The 15,602-nt window shown below is 64.0% G+C and carries 17 protein-coding genes; 14 read left to right on the forward strand and 3 right to left on the reverse strand.

Translation table 11 applies throughout. From position 1 onward, the window contains the following. Nucleotides 1–101: 101 nt before the first annotated feature. The 3 genes from CV_RS03200 to CV_RS03210 are packed head-to-tail and all read right to left on the reverse strand — an operon-like array spanning nucleotide 102 to nucleotide 2,665. Entirely contained in the window at nucleotides 102–1,118 is a 1,017-nt protein-coding gene (locus CV_RS03200; RefSeq protein ID WP_011134213.1) for a Tim44 domain-containing protein, read from the reverse strand. A 54-nt stretch (nucleotides 1,119–1,172) separates the two neighbouring features. Then, the gene (tsaA, locus tag CV_RS03205; protein ID WP_011134214.1) at nucleotides 1,173–1,871 is read right to left on the reverse strand and encodes a tRNA (N6-threonylcarbamoyladenosine(37)-N6)-methyltransferase TrmO; all 699 of its coding nucleotides are present in this window, start codon (nucleotides 1,869–1,871) and stop codon (nucleotides 1,173–1,175) included. A 44-nt stretch (nucleotides 1,872–1,915) separates the two neighbouring features. Then, a complete protein-coding gene (locus CV_RS03210; RefSeq protein WP_011134215.1) occupies nucleotides 1,916–2,665 on the reverse strand; it encodes a GNAT family N-acetyltransferase in 750 nt (249 codons plus the stop codon). Nucleotides 2,666–2,858: 193 nt separating this feature from the next. Here CV_RS03210 and mnmG point away from each other — a divergent pair, with 193 nt between their 5' ends. The 14 genes from mnmG to glmU all read left to right on the forward strand — a co-directional run bounded on the left by mnmG (nucleotide 2,859) and on the right by glmU (nucleotide 15,517). Further along, nucleotides 2,859–4,757, forward strand: a complete 1,899-nt coding sequence (gene mnmG, locus CV_RS03215) for a tRNA uridine-5-carboxymethylaminomethyl(34) synthesis enzyme MnmG (protein ID WP_011134216.1) — start codon at nucleotides 2,859–2,861, stop codon at nucleotides 4,755–4,757. Further along, nucleotides 4,754–5,383, forward strand: coding sequence for a 16S rRNA (guanine(527)-N(7))-methyltransferase RsmG (gene rsmG / locus CV_RS03220; RefSeq protein WP_011134217.1), 630 nt, complete (start codon nucleotides 4,754–4,756; stop codon nucleotides 5,381–5,383). Before mnmG ends, rsmG begins: the two co-directional genes overlap by 4 nt. Then, a complete protein-coding gene (locus CV_RS03225) occupies nucleotides 5,380–6,171 on the forward strand; it encodes a ParA family protein (RefSeq protein ID WP_011134218.1) in 792 nt (263 codons plus the stop codon). Before rsmG ends, CV_RS03225 begins: the two co-directional genes overlap by 4 nt. Before the next feature lie 4 nt (nucleotides 6,172–6,175). Beyond that, entirely contained in the window at nucleotides 6,176–7,033 is an 858-nt protein-coding gene (locus CV_RS03230) for a ParB/RepB/Spo0J family partition protein (protein WP_043595384.1), read from the forward strand. 91 nt (nucleotides 7,034–7,124) lie between these two features. Further along, complete coding sequence (locus CV_RS03235; RefSeq protein WP_011134220.1) at nucleotides 7,125–7,487, forward strand: ATP synthase subunit I; 363 nt, start codon at nucleotides 7,125–7,127, stop codon at nucleotides 7,485–7,487. Between the two features lie 10 nt (nucleotides 7,488–7,497). Beyond that, a complete protein-coding gene (gene atpB, locus CV_RS03240) occupies nucleotides 7,498–8,310 on the forward strand; it encodes a F0F1 ATP synthase subunit A (RefSeq protein WP_011134221.1) in 813 nt (270 codons plus the stop codon). A gap of 64 nt (nucleotides 8,311–8,374) precedes the next feature. Further along, a complete protein-coding gene (gene atpE / locus CV_RS03245) occupies nucleotides 8,375–8,662 on the forward strand; it encodes a F0F1 ATP synthase subunit C (RefSeq protein WP_011134222.1) in 288 nt (95 codons plus the stop codon). A gap of 58 nt (nucleotides 8,663–8,720) precedes the next feature. After that, the gene (locus CV_RS03250; protein WP_043595386.1) at nucleotides 8,721–9,191 is read left to right on the forward strand and encodes a F0F1 ATP synthase subunit B; all 471 of its coding nucleotides are present in this window, start codon (nucleotides 8,721–8,723) and stop codon (nucleotides 9,189–9,191) included. Nucleotides 9,192–9,198: 7 nt separating this feature from the next. Beyond that, nucleotides 9,199–9,735, forward strand: a complete 537-nt coding sequence (locus CV_RS03255) for a F0F1 ATP synthase subunit delta (RefSeq protein WP_011134224.1) — start codon at nucleotides 9,199–9,201, stop codon at nucleotides 9,733–9,735. 8 nt (nucleotides 9,736–9,743) lie between these two features. Further along, entirely contained in the window at nucleotides 9,744–11,288 is a 1,545-nt protein-coding gene (gene atpA, locus CV_RS03260) for a F0F1 ATP synthase subunit alpha (RefSeq protein WP_011134225.1), read from the forward strand. Between the two features lie 40 nt (nucleotides 11,289–11,328). Continuing rightward, a complete protein-coding gene (gene atpG / locus CV_RS03265) occupies nucleotides 11,329–12,195 on the forward strand; it encodes a F0F1 ATP synthase subunit gamma (protein WP_011134226.1) in 867 nt (288 codons plus the stop codon). A 41-nt stretch (nucleotides 12,196–12,236) separates the two neighbouring features. Continuing rightward, nucleotides 12,237–13,634: a F0F1 ATP synthase subunit beta gene (gene atpD / locus CV_RS03270; RefSeq protein WP_011134227.1), complete on the forward strand. Its 1,398-nt coding sequence runs from the start codon at nucleotides 12,237–12,239 to the stop codon at nucleotides 13,632–13,634. An 11-nt stretch (nucleotides 13,635–13,645) separates the two neighbouring features. Further along, nucleotides 13,646–14,068, forward strand: coding sequence for a F0F1 ATP synthase subunit epsilon (locus tag CV_RS03275; RefSeq protein WP_011134228.1), 423 nt, complete (start codon nucleotides 13,646–13,648; stop codon nucleotides 14,066–14,068). Between the two features lie 81 nt (nucleotides 14,069–14,149). After that, nucleotides 14,150–15,517: a bifunctional UDP-N-acetylglucosamine diphosphorylase/glucosamine-1-phosphate N-acetyltransferase GlmU gene (glmU, locus tag CV_RS03280; protein ID WP_011134229.1), complete on the forward strand. Its 1,368-nt coding sequence runs from the start codon at nucleotides 14,150–14,152 to the stop codon at nucleotides 15,515–15,517. The last annotated feature ends 85 nt before the right edge of the window (nucleotides 15,518–15,602 follow it).

Here is a 15,602-nt window from a genome sequence, read left to right on the forward strand (position 1 = left end):
TCCAGTTTAGTGCATGGGCGTTCAAATAAAAAACGGGCCCGAGGGCCCGTCGTCAACGATTGTTAAGCGCGCGGCAAAAACAACAGCCGCCCGCGGCGTCGTCAATTCTGCTGGATGCCGGCCACCAGCCATTTGCCGCCGGTGCCGCCGTCCTTGACGTAATGCCAGGTTTCGGTGAACGGCACGGCCGGCGCGCCCACTTCTTCGCTGACTGTTCCGCTGAAAGTCACGCTGGCGATATAGGCGCCGTTTTCGACGGTGGCTTCGGACAGCTGGCAGTCCAGCTGCGGGAAGTCGGCCACGCCGCTGTTGCCGGCGATGTCGGCGGCCAGCGCGCTGAACAGGTCCGGCGTCATGTACTTGCGCACTTCTTCCAGGCTTTCCGGCGTGTTCAGGCTTTGCAGGTGCAGGAAGGTGGCCTTGGCCTGGCGCAGGAAGTGCGGGGTTTCGGTGCCGTCAGGCAGGCGTGCCGGGGCGGGCGCGGCGTTGAAGCCGCCGCCGAAGCCGTTGCCGGCCGGGACCGCGCCGCCGTTCATGCCGGAGCCGATCTTGGGAATGGCGTCGAAGTTGGACTGGCCCTGGCTGTCCGCCATGCCGCGCGGCATGCCCGCCGGTTGCGGCGCGTTGGCTGCCGGATTGCCCGCCTTGCGGCGGAAGAACATCATGCCGCCGACCAGCACCAGGCCCAGCAGCGCCAGCATGCCCCAGGGCATGCCGCCTTTTTCAGGCTGTTGCGCCGGCTGATGGGCCGCTTGCGATTGCTGGTCCGCTGAAGCGGCGTGCGGCTGCTGGCCCTGCTGGGCGGCTTTGTCGTTGCCGGAGGAGCCTGCCATGTAGCCGATGGCGGCGCCCGCCACCGCGCCGGCGGCGCCGGCGGCCAGCGCGGTCCCCACGCCGCTCTTGGCGGGCGCCTGGGCCGGCGGCACGGCCGCGCCGCGCGGCTGCGGGGCGGCCATCGGTTGCGGCGCCGGGGTGCTCGGCTGGTAGCTGCGGGTGGGCGCGGAGCGCTGCATGCCTGCGCTCTTGCCCTTGCCCAGGCGCGCGGCCTCGGCAAACGGGGTGGCCAACACGGAAACCATGGTGAAGGCGAGTACGATCGTCTTCGCGCGAGTGGTCATGTTTTATTTTCCTGGTAGGTTTGAATTGCCCGGATATGACCGGGCGGATGCGAATTAGTTTTGTGCCGCGGGCAGAATTTCAAGCACGCGGGCGACGCCGTCGGCGATGCCGAAGCGCACATTGTAGCAATACAGCGTCACGCCGTAGACGCGTTCTGGATCGTCCTGGTAGGCCGGGCGCGGATCCTGCGCCAGCACCTGCTCCACCAGCTGGGCGAAGCCGGCAGGCGCGTCCGTCTGATCCAGGCGCCGCCGCGCGGCCTCGCTCCACTCCACCCGCAGCTGCGGGGGAGGGCCGTCGACGAAGCCGCCCGACGCCTCGGGACGCGACTCCACGAATGGGATGTAGGGCTTGATGTCCAGCACCGGCGTGCCGTCCAGCAGATCGGCGCCGGCCAGCTCCAGCGTGACGCCGTTGTCGACGTTCACCGCAAGCAGTTCCACCAGCGACAGGCCCATCGGGTTGGGGCGGTGGGTGGAGCGGCTGGCGAACACGCCCACCTTGGCGTTGCCGCCCAGCCGCGGCGGCCGCACCAGCGGCTGCCAGCCCCGGTCCATGGTCTGGTGGAACACGAAGCTGATCCAGACATGGGAAAACTCAGCCAGGCCGCGCACGCAGTCCGGGTGGTCGTACGGCGGCGACAGCTCCAGCCGCATGCGGGCCGCGCTGACCAGCGACGGCTGGCGCGGGATGCCGAATTTCTCGCGATACGGCGAACGGATGACGCCTATCGGCTCGAAGGTGTAGTTCATGCCGGGATTGTAGCATCCCGGCCGGCGTCGGCAGCCGGCTGGCCTCAGCCGACGAAGTGCTTGTTGTAGCGCGCGCTGAGCCGGCTCATCGGCAGCAGCATGAAGAAGTCGGCGCAGTTGAAATCCGGGTCCCAGGCCGGCTCGCCGCAGACGTGGGCGCCGGCGCGCAGATAGCCCTTGATCAGCGGCGGCAGCGGCACCGGCGCGGTATCGTCTATCACGCGGTCCAACGGCAGCGGCAGGTGGGGGAACACGCGCCATTCCGCCGGCGACAGGTACTGGCCTTCCAGCTGGCGGTACAGGCTGACCGCCTGGTGGCCGCCGTCGGTCAGCGACACGCTGGCGCAGCCGGCGAGATAGGCGCCGCCCTGCTGCTGCACGTAGTCGGCCAGGCCCGACCACAACAGCGCGATCACCGCGCCGGAGCGGAAGTCGCGGTGCACGCAGGAGCGGCCCACTTCGATCAGGTTGTCGCGCAGGTGGGACAGGCGGGAGAGGTCGAACTCGTGCTCGGAGTACAGGCTGGGCGCGCGGCGGGCGGCTGCCGGGGACAGCATGCGGTAAGTGCCCACCACCATGCCGGTGTTGTGGTCCTCGACGATCAGGTGGTCGCACAGCTCGTCGTATTCGTCGCGGTCTATGCCCAGCTCGGCGGACGCCAGCTCGGCGCCCATTTCGCCGGCGAAAACCTCGAAGCGCAGCTTCTGCGCGCGGCGGATATCCTCGGCGCACTGGGCCAGGCGCACGGCCAGGCGCGGTTTGCTTCTGCTTGCAAGCTGTTCATTTAGCAGCATGTTTTGCCCCCCGTTGTGGTTCTGCACATGCTAGGCGGGCTGTTTGACGTCGCGATGTCCGTATCATGACCATGCAGTGAAGGGCGCTTGACGTTTCTATGACGGCGGCGGGGTTATTGAAATCAAGGACTTATCAGTCAAACTGTTTTGGCGTAAAATAACCCGTTTTTCCGTTCGGTTTGCTCTTTCAGCCATGATTTATCCGACAAGCTTCGACGTGATAGTGGTGGGCGGCGGTCACGCCGGCACCGAGGCCGCGCTGGCCGCCGCGCGCATGGGCTGCGCCACGCTCCTTCTGACCCACAACATCGAAACCCTGGGCCAGATGTCGTGCAATCCGTCGATCGGCGGCATCGGCAAGGGCCATCTGGTGAAAGAGGTGGACGCGCTGGGCGGCGCGATGGCGCTGGCCACCGACATCGGCGGCATCCAGTTCCGCACGCTGAACGCGTCCAAGGGCCCGGCGGTGCGCGCCACCCGCGCCCAGGCCGACCGCATCCTGTACAAGGCCGCCATCCGCGAGATGCTGGAGAACCAGCCCAATCTGACGCTGTTCCAGCAGCCGGTGGACGACCTGCTGATCGAAGGCGACCGCGTGGTCGGCGCCATCACCGCCATCGGCATCACTTTCCGCGCCAAGACCGTGGTGCTGACCGCCGGCACCTTCCTGTCCGGCAAGATCCACGTCGGCCTGGAAAATTACACCGGCGGGCGCGCTGGCGATCAGGCGGCGTCCACGCTGGGCGAGAGGCTGCGCGAACTGAACCTGCCGGTGGGCCGGCTGAAGACCGGCACCCCGCCGCGCATCGACGGCCGCAGCGTCGACTTTTCCGTGATGGAAGAGCAGCCGGGCGACACACCCGAGCCGGTGTTCTCCTATCGCGGCAAGCGCGCGATGCACCCGAAGCAGCTGCCGTGCTGGATCACCCACACCAACGAGCGCACCCACGACATCATCCGCAGCGGCTTCGACCGCAGCCCGATGTTTACCGGCGTGATCGAAGGCGTCGGTCCGCGCTACTGCCCGTCCATCGAAGACAAGATCAACCGCTTCGCCGACAAGGACAGCCATCAGGTGTTCCTGGAGCCGGAAGGCCTGACTACGCACGAATTCTATCCGAACGGCATTTCCACCAGCCTGCCGTTCGACATCCAGCTGGCCGCCGTGCGCTCGATCCGCGGCATGGAGAACGCCCACATCCTGCGCCCCGGCTACGCGATCGAATACGACTACTTCGACCCGCGCGGCCTGAAGGCCTCGCTGGAGACCAAGGCCATCCAGGGCCTGTTCTTCGCCGGGCAGATCAACGGCACCACCGGCTATGAAGAAGCCGCCGCCCAGGGCTTGCTGGCGGGGCTGAACGCCGGCCTGTTCGCCCGCGAGCAGGAAGCCTGGTGCCCGCGCCGCGACGAGGCCTACCTGGGCGTGCTGGTCGACGACCTGATCACCAAGGGCGTGTCCGAGCCGTACCGCATGTTCACCAGCCGCGCCGAATTCCGCCTGCAGTTGAGGGAAGACAACGCCGACCTGCGCCTGACCGAGATGGGGCGCAAGCTGGGCGTGGTCGGCGACGAGCAGTGGGACGCCTTCTGCCGCAAGCGCGACGCGGTCGAGGCCGAGAAGGCCCGCCTGCAGGCCACCTGGCTGCATCCGTCCAAGCTCGCCGATCCGGCCGCGCTGGCGCGCGTGCTGGGCAAGCCGATCGAGCGCGAGTACACGCTGCAGGACCTGCTCAAGCGCCCCAACGTGCCGTACCGCGAGCTGATGACGGTGCCGGAAGCGGCCGACGGCGCGCCGGAACTGGCCGACGAGGTTGCCGAGCAGGTGGAAATTCAGGTCAAATACCAGGGATACATCAATCGCCAGAACGAAGAGCTGGCGCGCCGCGACAATCTGGAAGACATCCGTCTGCCGGGCGACATCGATTACGGCCTGGTCAAGGGCCTGTCCAAGGAAGTGCAGCAGAAGCTGAACCAGCAGCGTCCGGAGACGCTGGGCCAGGCTTCGCGCATCCAGGGCATCACCCCGGCCGCCGTCGCCCTGCTGATGGTGCACCTGAGACGCGGCTTCACCGACGCTAAGACCGCATGACACTACATACCGCCGAATTGAAACAGGGGCTGGCGCAGCTGGCGCTGGAACTGACCGAACCGCAAGTGGAGCTGCTGCAGCGCTATCTGGCGCTGCTGGTCAAATGGAATCAGACCTACAACCTCACCGCGATCCGCCAGGAAGAGCGGATGGTCAGCTATCATTTGCTGGACAGCCTCAGCCTGGTGCCCCACCTGGCGGGCGGCACGCGCATGCTGGACGTGGGCTCCGGCGGCGGCATGCCCGGCATCCCGACCGCCATCGCGCGGCCGGACCTGCAGGTGGCGCTGTTGGACTCCAACCACAAGAAAACCACCTTCCTGCGCCAGGTGGTGCTGGAACTGGGCCTGCCCAACGTGCAGGTGGTCACCGACCGCGTCGAGGCCTACCAGCCTGAGCAGAAGTTCGATCGCATCACCAGCCGCGCGTTCTCCGAGCTGTCCGAGTTCGTCAAGCTGACCCGCCACCTGATGGCCGACGACGGCCAGTATGTGGCGATGAAGGGCGTGTATCCGTATGAGGAAATCGCCTTGCTGCCGCAAGGCGTGGCGGTTTCGGAGGTGCTGCCGGTAACGGTGCCGGGGCTGGACGCCGAACGCCATCTGGTGAGGATGGTGCTGCAATGAATCCACGCGTGATCGCGGTGGCCAACCAGAAAGGCGGGGTAGGCAAGACCACCACCGTCGTCAATCTGGCGGCCGGTTTGGCCGAGCTCGGCCGGCGGGTGCTGATCGTCGATCTGGACCCGCAGGGCAACGCCACCATGGGCAGCGGCATCGCCAAGCAGTCGCTGGAGAAGTCCGGCTACGACGTGCTGCTGGGCGAGGCCACCATCGAGGAGGCGCGCCAGGACGCGAAGGCCGGCGGCTACCAGGTGCTGCCCGCCAACCGCAATCTGGGCGGCGCCGAGCTGGAGCTGGTCAACGAGCTGGCGCGCGAGGCGCGGCTGAAAAACGCGTTGGCCGAAGTGGCCGGCCAATACGACTACGTGCTGATCGACAGCCCGCCGTCGCTGAACCTGCTGACGCTGAACGGCCTGGTGGCCGCCGACAGCGTGCTGATCCCGATGGTGTGCGAGTACTACGCGCTGGAAGGCCTGTCCGATCTGGTGGCCACGCTGCGCAAGGTGAGGCTGGCGGTCAATCCCAAGATCGAGATCATGGGCTTGCTGCGCACCATGTTCGACGCGCGCAACAATCTGTCGCAACAGGTGTCGGAACAGCTGGCGCGCCATTTCGGCGAAAAAGTGTTCCAGACCGTCATCCCGCGCAATGTGCGCCTGGCCGAGGCGCCCAGCCACGGCCTGCCGGGCCTGGTCTACGACCGCAGCTCGCGCGGCGCCCAGGCCTACCTCGCGCTGGCGCAAGAGCTGGTCGAACGCCTCGAACCCGCAACCGCAACCCCCACCGTCTGACAATATGGCCAAACTCAAAGGATTGGGGCGCGGACTGGACGCGCTCCTGTCCACCGTTGACGCGGTGGACGACAGACTTTCCACCCTTCCCATCGACAGCATCCGTCCCGGCAAGTACCAGCCCCGCAGCTTCATGAACGAGGCGGCGCTGGACGAGCTGGCGGCCTCCATCCGCGCCCAGGGCATCATCCAGCCCCTGATCGTGCGCGAGCTGGGCCTGGGCGACTACGAGCTGATCGCCGGCGAGCGCCGCTGGCGCGCGTCGCGCAAGGCAGGCCTCTCGGAGGTGCCGGTGGTGATCAAGAGCGTGCCGGACGAGGCGGCGCTGGCGATGGCGCTGATCGAGAACATCCAGCGCCAGGAACTGGATCCGATCGAGGAGGCGCAGGGCATCAAGCGCCTGATCGACGAATTCGGCCTCACCCACGAAGCCGCCGCCGACGCGGTGGGCCGTTCGCGCAGCGCGGTGTCCAATCTGCTGCGCCTGCTGGTGCTGCCGCAGCCCTTGCAGCAGATGATGCACGAAGGGCAGCTGGAGATGGGGCACGCCCGCGCCTTGCTGAGCCTGCCGACCGTTTCCCAGCTGGAATTGGCGAACGAAGTGGTGCGCAAGGGCATGTCGGTGCGCGAGGTGGAGCGCAGAGTACAACAGCATGCTGCGCAAAAAACCACAGTTGCGCCGCAGCAAAAACGCGTCGATCCTGACGTGGCGCGGCTGGAGGAGCAGGTGTCCGAGGCCATCGGCGCCCGTGTCAGCATTCGCCACGCCGCGGGCGGCAGCGGCAAGCTGGTCATAGATTATGCCAGTCTGGACGAGCTGGATTCGCTGCTGGAGAAGCTGCAAAAAAACGCTAAAAAATGAGTTTGTTGCAGCGCAAAAAGTCTGCTGGAGCAAAGTTGACGCAACTCAAGCGCGAAGCCTATAATCCAGCGGTTTTTTTGCACTGGCGATCATGATCTATCAGGAAGTGAAGCGCGTGCTGCGCCTGCAGGCCAGCCTGGTCGGCCTGGCTGTAGTCGTCGCGCTACTCGCCAGCGCAGGCAGCGTGACGGTCGCCGTCTCCGCTCTTCTGGGCGGCCTGGCGGTGCTGGTGCCGGCCCTGGTGTATGCCAGGATCGCCTATGCCAAGCGCCACGTGGCGCCCGCGGTGTTGATCAAGGCGCATTTTCTGGCCGAAGCGGTAAAGTTTTGCCTGACCGTGCTGTTAAGTGGTGCGGTTTTGGCCAGTTTCAAGGATTTGTCCGTAGTTGGATTTTTGGGTGGGTTCTTTGCCGCCACCTCCGGCTACGGCTTCGGGCTTCTAATCAAAAATTGAGAAAAGAGCGATGGCAAGCAACGCAACCGATTACATCAAGCACCATCTCACCTTCTGGAATTCGGACCCTTCCGCCGGATTCTGGAGCCTGCACGTAGACACCTTCTCCATTTCCCTGGTTCTCGGCTTCCTGTTCGCCGCCGTGTTCGCCATGGTGGCGCGCCGCGCCAGCATCGAAGCGCCGGGCCGCCTGCAGCTGTTCGTCGAGATGATCGTCGAGCTGGTGCAGACCCAGGTCCGCGAAGTGTTCCACGGCAAGAGCAAGATGATCGCCCCGCTGGCCCTGACCATCTTCTGCTGGGTGTTCCTGATGAACTTCATGGACTTGTTCCCGGTTGACCTGTTCCCGATGGCCGCGCAGTGGATCGGCTACACCTTCTTCGGCCTGGAGCCGCACCACGTGTACTTCCGCGTCGTGCCGTCCGCCGACGTGAACGCCACCTTCGCCATGTCGCTGTCGGTGCTGATCCTGATCGTCGGCTTCTCGATCAAGGCCAAGGGCCTGGGCGGCTGGGGCAAGGAACTGCTGACCGCTCCGTTCCACAGCTCCAACCCGGTCGGCGCCATCATCCTGGCCCCGCTGAACTTCGCGTTCCAGCTGGTGGAACTGGCCGCCAAGCCGATTTCGCTGTCTCTTCGTTTGTTCGGCAACCTGTACGCCGGCGAACTGATCTTCATCCTGATCGCGCTGCTGCCCTGGGGCCTGCAGTGGGTGCTGGGCGCGCCTTGGGCGATCTTCCACATCCTGATCATCACCCTGCAGGCCTTCGTGTTCATGATGCTGACCATCGTGTACCTGAGCCTGGCGGTGGAAGCGCACTGATTTACCGTAGATTCATCCTTCTTTTTACCCAACCATCCTTGCTTTAAGTCTTAGGAGATACACAATGGAAGCACTCGTTTCTCAGATTCAGTCGATGACCGCACTGGCTGCCGCTCTGATCATTGGCCTCGGCGCTCTGGGCACCGCTATCGGTTTCGCCATTCTGGGTGGCAAGTTCCTCGAGTCCTCCGCTCGCCAGCCGGAAATGATCCCGGTTCTGCAAACCAAGCTGTTCATCATCGCCGGTCTGCTGGACGCGATCTCCATGATTGGTGTTGGTGTTGCCATGCTGTTCACCTTCAACAACCCGTTCCTGTCCGCTGCCCTGGCCATCGTTAAGGCGGCTCACTAATCCGTTTCCGACGGACACGTAGACGGTTGTTGTAGTCATACTCTGGAGGAAAACAAGCGTGGAATTCAACGTAACACTACTGGGCCAGGCGATCACTTTCGCCATCCTGGTATGGTTCACCATGAAGTTTGTTTGGCCTCCGCTTACCAACATGATGGATGAGCGGGCCAAGCGTATCGCTGATGGCTTGGCCGCCGCGGAACGCGGCAAGCAGGATCTGGAAGCGGCTGAAAAGCGCGTTGCGGACGAAATCCGCAAGGCCAAGCAGCAAGCGACCGAGATCGTGGTTGCCGCTGAAAAGCGTGCTAACCAGATCGTGGACGAAGCCAAGGAAGCGGCGCGCACCGAAGGTGCCCGCATCGTGGCCGACGCCAAGGCGGAAACCGAACAGGAAGTGCTGCGCGCCAAGGAAGCCCTGCGCGCGCATGTCGCCGATCTGGCCGTTGCCGGCGCCGAGAAGATCCTGCGCAAGGAGATCGACGCCGCCAAGCACGCCGACCTGCTTGCCTCCATCAAAGCGGAGTTTTAACTAACTCATGGCAGAACTCATTACCGTCGCAAGGCCCTACGCCGAAGCGGTATACAGCCTCGCCACGGAACAGGGCAAGCTCGACCAGTGGTCGGATGCGCTGTCGTGGCTGGCTGCCATGGTGAACAACCCGGATCTGGCCCAAGTCGTCACCAATCCGAAACATACCGCACAAGAGGTTGAGGCGCTGATGCTGGATGTGCTCGGCTCGCGCGGCAACGATGACGTGAAACGCTTCATCGCCGCGCTGATCGAGAACGCCCGTTTGACGCTGCTGCCTGAAATCGCCGCGCAGTTTGAATTGCTGAAGGCGCAATCGGAAAACATCGTGGACGCCCTGGTGGAGTCCGCTTTTGCTTTGTCCGATGAACAGAAAGCCGAACTGACCAACACGCTTTCCAAGAAGTACGGCAAAGCCGTGCGTCTTGACGTGCGTGAGAACGCCGACCTGATCGGCGGCGTTCGCGTGTCGGTAGGCGACGATGTCATCGACGCTTCCGTGCGCGGCAAACTGCAGGCAATGGCAGCAAGCCTCAAGAATTAGGAGAGATCATGCAGTTGAACCCCTCTGAAATCAGCGATCTGATCAAGGCCAAGATCCAGAATCTGGCTGAAGGCGCTGAAGTTCGCACCAAGGGCACGGTTATCTCCGTGACCGACGGTATCGTCCGCATCCACGGCCTGGCCGACGTGATGCAAGGCGAAATGCTCGAATTCCCGGGCAACACCTTTGGCCTCGCCATGAACCTGGAGCGCGACTCGGTCGGCGCCGTGGTGCTGGGCGAGTACGAGCACATCTCCGAAGGCGACGAAGTCAAGTGTACCGGTCGCATTCTGGAAGTGCCGGTTGGTCCGGAACTGGTTGGCCGCGTGGTCAACGCCCTGGGTCAGCCGATCGACGGCAAGGGCCCGATCAACGCTCAGAAATCGTCCCCGATCGAAAAGATCGCTCCGGGCGTGATCGCGCGTAAATCGGTATCGCAGCCGATGCAAACCGGCCTGAAGTCGATCGACTCCATGGTTCCGGTCGGCCGCGGCCAGCGTGAGCTGATCATTGGCGACCGTCAGACCGGCAAAACCGCCGTGGCGCTGGACGCCATCATCAACCAGAAGGGCAATGGCGTCATCTGCATCTACGTAGCCGTGGGTCAGAAGGCTTCCTCCATCGCCAACGTGGTTCGCAAGCTGGAAGAGCATGGCGCGATGGGTCACACCATCATCGTGGCCGCCACCGCTTCCGAAGCCGCCGCCCTGCAGTTCATCGCCCCGTACTCCGGCTGCGCGATGGGCGAATACTTCCGCGACATCGGCGAAGACGCGCTGATCGTATACGACGACCTGTCCAAGCAAGCCGTCGCCTACCGTCAGATCTCGCTGCTGCTGCGCCGTCCGCCGGGCCGCGAAGCCTACCCGGGCGACGTGTTCTATCTCCACTCCCGTCTGCTGGAGCGCGCCGCGCGCATCAACGAAGAGGAAGTGGAAAAGCTGACCGGCGGCGCCGTTAAGGGCAAGACCGGTTCGCTGACCGCACTGCCGATCATCGAAACCCAGGCCGGCGACGTTTCCGCGTTCGTTCCGACCAACGTGATTTCGATTACCGACGGCCAGATCTTCCTGGAAACCGACCTGTTCAACGCGGGCATCCGTCCGGCCATCAACGCCGGTATCTCGGTATCGCGCGTGGGCGGCGCCGCTCAGACCAAGGTCATCAAGAAGCTCGGCGGCGGTATCCGTCTGGCCCTGGCCCAGTACCGCGAGCTGGCTGCGTTCGCGCAGTTCGCTTCCGACCTGGACGAAGCCACCCGCAAGCAGCTGGCCCACGGCGAAGTGGTGACCGAACTGATGAAGCAGAAGCAGTTCTCCACCCTGTCGACCGCGGAAATGGCGCTGACCCTGTGGGCGGTGAACAAGGGCAGCTACGAAGACGTTCCGGTGAAGAAGGCCCTGGCTTTCGAAGCCGAGTTCCTGGCCAACGTGCGTGCCAACCACGCCGATGTGCTGCAGGCCGTGAACGCCTCCGGTGATCTGTCTGCCGACAACGAGAAGGTACTGGCCAAGGCGATGGAATCGTTCAAGGCTGGCTACAGCTTCAACTGAGCCTTCGACGATAAGTCGTAGCTAGAGAAAGGTTCAGGATATGGCAGTCGGTAAAGAGATTCTCACCAAGATCCGAAGCGTGCAGAACACGCAGAAGATCACCCGCGCTATGCAGATGGTGTCGACCTCGAAGATGCGCAAGACGCAAGAGCGTATGCGCGCTGCCCGTCCTTACGCCGAGAAGGTGCGCACGGTTATGGCGCACCTCGCTCAGGCGAACGCGGAACTTGGTCACCCGCTGCTTGCCCGTCGCGAGACGATCAAGCGCGCCGGCATCATCCTGGTTTCCTCTGACAAGGGCCTGTGCGGCGGCCTGAACGTGAACTCGTTCAAGCGCTTCTTCGGCAAGGTCAAGGAACTGCAGGATCAAGGCATCGAAGTCGATGTCTGCTGCCTGGGCCAGAAAGGCCTGGCGGCTGCCCAGCGCGCCCGTCTCAACGTCGTGGCCAGCGCGGTCCATCTCGGCGACATGCCGAAGATGGAAAAACTGATTGGCCCGCTTACGGTTCTGTTCCGGCAATACGCCGAAGGCGAACTGGACGCGGTCTACATCGTGTACTCCAGCTTCGTGAACACCATGAAGCAGGAGCCGGCACTCGAACAGCTGCTTCCGCTGACCCCGCACCACATGGTGGTCGAGCATTCGCACTCGTGGGATTACCTGTACGAGCCGGATGCGCCGACGCTGATGGAATTCCTGGTGCGCCGTTATCTGGAATCGGTGGTGTACCAGGCTCTGGCCGAGAACATGGCTTCCGAGCAGGCCGCGCGGATGGTGGCGATGAAAGCCGCCACCGACAACGCGGGCAACACCATCAAGCAGCTGCGCCTGGTGTACAACAAGGCGCGTCAGGCGGCGATTACGACCGAGCTGTCGGAAATCGTGGCAGGTGCCGCGGCGGTGTAACCGTCAACGGAACTGTAAAAGTTTATTTTTAGGAAGCGATAATGAGCCAAGGCAAAATCGTACAAATCATTGGCGCGGTGATCGACGTGGAATTTCCGCGCGACGCCATGCCGAAGGTTTATGATGCCCTGAAGCTGGTAGACGCCGACCTGACGCTCGAAGTTCAGCAACAGCTGGGCGACGGCGTGGTCCGTACCATTGCGATGGGCAGCTCCGACGGTCTGAAGCGTGGCATGGCTGTAGCCAACACCGGCGCACCGATTTCGGTGCCGGTTGGCGCCGCCACCCTCGGCCGCATCATGGACGTACTGGGCAACCCGGTGGACGAAGCGGGTCCGGTCGCGACCGACGCGCGTCGCGCCATCCACCAAGCTGCGCCGAAGTTCGACGAACTGTCGGCCGCAGCCGACATCCTGGAAACCGGCATCAAGGTGATCGACCTGCTGTGCCCGTTCGCCAAGGGCGGCAAGGTGGGTCTGTTCGGCGGCGCCGGTGTGGGCAAGACCGTGAACATGATGGAGTTGATCAACAACATCGCCAAGGCCCACTCGGGTCTGTCCGTGTTCGCCGGCGTGGGTGAGCGTACCCGTGAAGGTAACGACTTCTACCACGAAATGAAGGACTCCAACGTCCTGGACAAGGTGGCGATGGTGTACGGTCAGATGAACGAGCCGCCGGGCAACCGTCTGCGCGTGGCCCTGACCGGCCTGACCATGGCCGAGCACTTCCGCGACGAGAAGGACGAAAACGGCAAGGGCCGCGACGTGCTGCTGTTCGTGGACAACATCTACCGCTACACCCTGGCCGGTACCGAAGTGTCCGCTCTGCTGGGCCGCATGCCGTCCGCGGTGGGCTACCAGCCGACGCTGGCCGAGGAAATGGGCCGTCTGCAAGAACGTATTACCTCGACCAAGGATGGTTCCATTACCTCCATCCAGGCCGTGTACGTCCCTGCGGATGACTTGACCGACCCGTCCCCGGCGACCACCTTCGCCCACTTGGACGCTACCGTGGTACTGTCGCGCGACATCGCCTCGCTGGGTATCTACCCGGCCGTGGACCCGCTCGACTCCACCTCGCGCCAGCTGGATCCGCTGGTGGTGGGCGACGAGCATTACACCGTCGCCCGCGGCGTGCAGTCCACTCTGCAGCGCTACAAGGAACTGCGCGACATCATCGCGATTCTGGGTATGGACGAGCTGTCCGAGGAAGACAAACTGGTCGTGGCTCGCGCCCGTAAGATCCAGCGCTTCCTGTCCCAGCCGTTCCACGTGGCCGAAGTGTTTACCGGTTCCCCGGGCAAATACGTGCCGCTGCGCGAAACCATCAAGGGCTTCAAGGCCATTCTCGCTGGCGAATACGACCACCTGCCGGAACAAGCGTTCTACATGGTTGGCGCGATCGAAGAAGCTGCCGAGAAAGCCAAGACCCTTAACTAAGGAGAGGGCGGATGTCCAAGATGCGTGTCGAAGTGGTTAGCACCGAGCAGCTCATCTTCTCCGGCGAGGCGGAATTCGTCGTCGCGCCGGCTACCGAAGGCGAGATCGGCGTCTACCCGCAACACGTGCCGCTCCTGACCCGTATCAAGCCCGGCGTGCTTCGTCTGAAGGTGCCGGGTACCAAGGAAGAAGTACTGGTGGCGGTGTCCGGCGGCATGATGGAAGTGCAGCCGAGCCTGATCACCGTGCTCGCCGATACGGCGATCCGCGGCGAGGATCTCGATGAGGCCCGCGCCAATGAGGCGAAACGCGCTGCCGAGGATGCCCTCAAGCACGCGACCGACGACATGAGCACGGCCAAGGCCCACGCCGCACTGGCGGTGGCGATTGCCGAGCTCAAGACGCTGGACTACCTCAAGAAGCGCGCCCACTGATTGCGCGATGCGTAATCGTGTATAGTGCAAGGCTGCCACGCAAGTGGCAGCCTTTTTCCGTTTTGGTGAAGCAAAAAGATCATGGATAGTCTCAGCATCGTCATCCTGGCTGCCGGCAAAGGCAAGCGCATGTATTCCTCCCTTCCCAAAGTATTGCACCCGATAGGCGGCGAGCCGATGCTGGCGCGGGTGATCCGCACCGCGCGCGCGTTGAATCCGTCCCGTCTGGTGGTGGTGTATGGCCATGGCGGCGAGCAGGTGCGCGCCCGGATTCAGGATGCCGACATCGTCTGGGCCGAACAGGCTGAGCAGCTGGGCACCGGCCACGCGCTGAAGATGGCTTTGCCGCATCTGCCGCAGGACGGCAAGACGCTGGTGCTGTACGGGGATGTGCCGCTGACCAAGGCCTCCACGCTGCAAAGGCTGGAGCAGGCCGCCGCCGGCGGCATGGCGGTGCTGACCGATGTGCTGGCCGACGCCAGCGGTTATGGGCGCATGGTGCGCGGCGCCGACGGCAAGCTGCAAGCCATCGTCGAGCACAAGGACTGCACGCCTGAGCAATTGGCCATCCGCGAGATCAACACCGGCATGATGGCGCTGCCCAACGCGCGGCTGGCTGATTGGCTATCCGCGCTGAACAACGGCAACGCCCAGGGCGAGTATTATCTGACCGACGTGCTGGAACTGGCGGTGAAAGACGGCGTGGCGGTGGAAAGCGCCAGCGTCGACGCCAGTTGGGAGGCCGCCGGCGTCAACAACAAGGTCCAGCTGGCGGAGCTGGAGCGCATCCTGCAGGCCAATCAGGCGCGCGCGCTGCTGGAAGCCGGCGTCACGCTGGCCGACCCGGCGCGCATCGACATCCGCGGCGAACTGAAGCACGGCATGGACGTCAGCATAGATATCGGCTGCGTGTTCGAAGGCGCGGTGGAGCTGGGCGACCAAGTGGAAATCGGCGCCCACTGCGTGCTGAAGAACGTGAAGATCGCCAGCGGCACCCGGATCGCGCCGTTTTCGCACCTGGAAGACGCGGTGGTCGGCGCCGAATGCCGGATCGGCCCGTACGCGCGCCTGCGTCCGGGCGCGGAGCTGGCCGGCCACGTGCACATCGGCAACTTTGTCGAGGTGAAGAAGAGCAAGATAGGCGAGGGCTCCAAGGTCAACCACCTGAGCTATGTCGGCGACGCCGAGATCGGCCGCAAGGTCAATGTCGGCGCCGGTTCGGTCACCTGCAACTACGACGGCGTCAACAAGTTCAAGACCATCATCGGCGACAATGTGTTCGTCGGCTCCGGCACGCTGATGGTGGCGCCGGTGAAGCTGGAGCGCGACTCCACCATCGGCGCGGGCTCGGTGATCAGCAAGGACACGCCGGCGGGCGAATTGACCGTGGCGCGCGCGCGCCAAGTGACGGTGCCGGGCTGGAAGCGGCCGCAAAAGAAAAGCGGATAGCCTGATACCGCGGTTTTGAATTCGCGGCTGAAGCCGCTCCTACACCTCACCCTGTAGAAGCGGCTTCAGCCGCGATGCTTTTGGC

The organism is Chromobacterium violaceum ATCC 12472 (assembly GCF_000007705.1).
Lineage (GTDB): Bacteria > Pseudomonadota > Gammaproteobacteria > Burkholderiales > Chromobacteriaceae > Chromobacterium > Chromobacterium violaceum.

Excerpts from the sequence above, each read along its gene's own strand:
- mnmG (WP_011134216.1), top strand. The coding sequence starts at position 2,859 with ATGATTTATCCGACAAGCTTCGACGTGATAGTGGTGGGCGGCGGTCAC.
- CV_RS03225 (WP_011134218.1), top strand. The coding sequence starts at position 5,380 with ATGAATCCACGCGTGATCGCGGTGGCCAACCAGAAAGGCGGGGTAGGC.
- CV_RS03235 (WP_011134220.1), top strand. The coding sequence starts at position 7,125 with ATGATCTATCAGGAAGTGAAGCGCGTGCTGCGCCTGCAGGCCAGCCTG.
- rsmG (WP_011134217.1), top strand. The coding sequence starts at position 4,754 with ATGACACTACATACCGCCGAATTGAAACAGGGGCTGGCGCAGCTGGCG.
- atpG (WP_011134226.1), top strand. The coding sequence starts at position 11,329 with ATGGCAGTCGGTAAAGAGATTCTCACCAAGATCCGAAGCGTGCAGAAC.
- CV_RS03255 (WP_011134224.1), top strand. The coding sequence starts at position 9,199 with ATGGCAGAACTCATTACCGTCGCAAGGCCCTACGCCGAAGCGGTATAC.
- CV_RS03275 (WP_011134228.1), top strand. The coding sequence starts at position 13,646 with ATGTCCAAGATGCGTGTCGAAGTGGTTAGCACCGAGCAGCTCATCTTC.
- atpB (WP_011134221.1), top strand. The coding sequence starts at position 7,498 with ATGGCAAGCAACGCAACCGATTACATCAAGCACCATCTCACCTTCTGG.
- CV_RS03200 (WP_011134213.1), bottom strand. The coding sequence starts at position 1,118 with ATGACCACTCGCGCGAAGACGATCGTACTCGCCTTCACCATGGTTTCC.
- atpD (WP_011134227.1), top strand. The coding sequence starts at position 12,237 with ATGAGCCAAGGCAAAATCGTACAAATCATTGGCGCGGTGATCGACGTG.
- CV_RS03230 (WP_043595384.1), top strand. The coding sequence starts at position 6,176 with ATGGCCAAACTCAAAGGATTGGGGCGCGGACTGGACGCGCTCCTGTCC.
- glmU (WP_011134229.1), top strand. The coding sequence starts at position 14,150 with ATGGATAGTCTCAGCATCGTCATCCTGGCTGCCGGCAAAGGCAAGCGC.
- atpE (WP_011134222.1), top strand. The coding sequence starts at position 8,375 with ATGGAAGCACTCGTTTCTCAGATTCAGTCGATGACCGCACTGGCTGCC.
- tsaA (WP_011134214.1), bottom strand. The coding sequence starts at position 1,871 with ATGAACTACACCTTCGAGCCGATAGGCGTCATCCGTTCGCCGTATCGC.
- CV_RS03210 (WP_011134215.1), bottom strand. The coding sequence starts at position 2,665 with ATGCTGCTAAATGAACAGCTTGCAAGCAGAAGCAAACCGCGCCTGGCC.
- atpA (WP_011134225.1), top strand. The coding sequence starts at position 9,744 with ATGCAGTTGAACCCCTCTGAAATCAGCGATCTGATCAAGGCCAAGATC.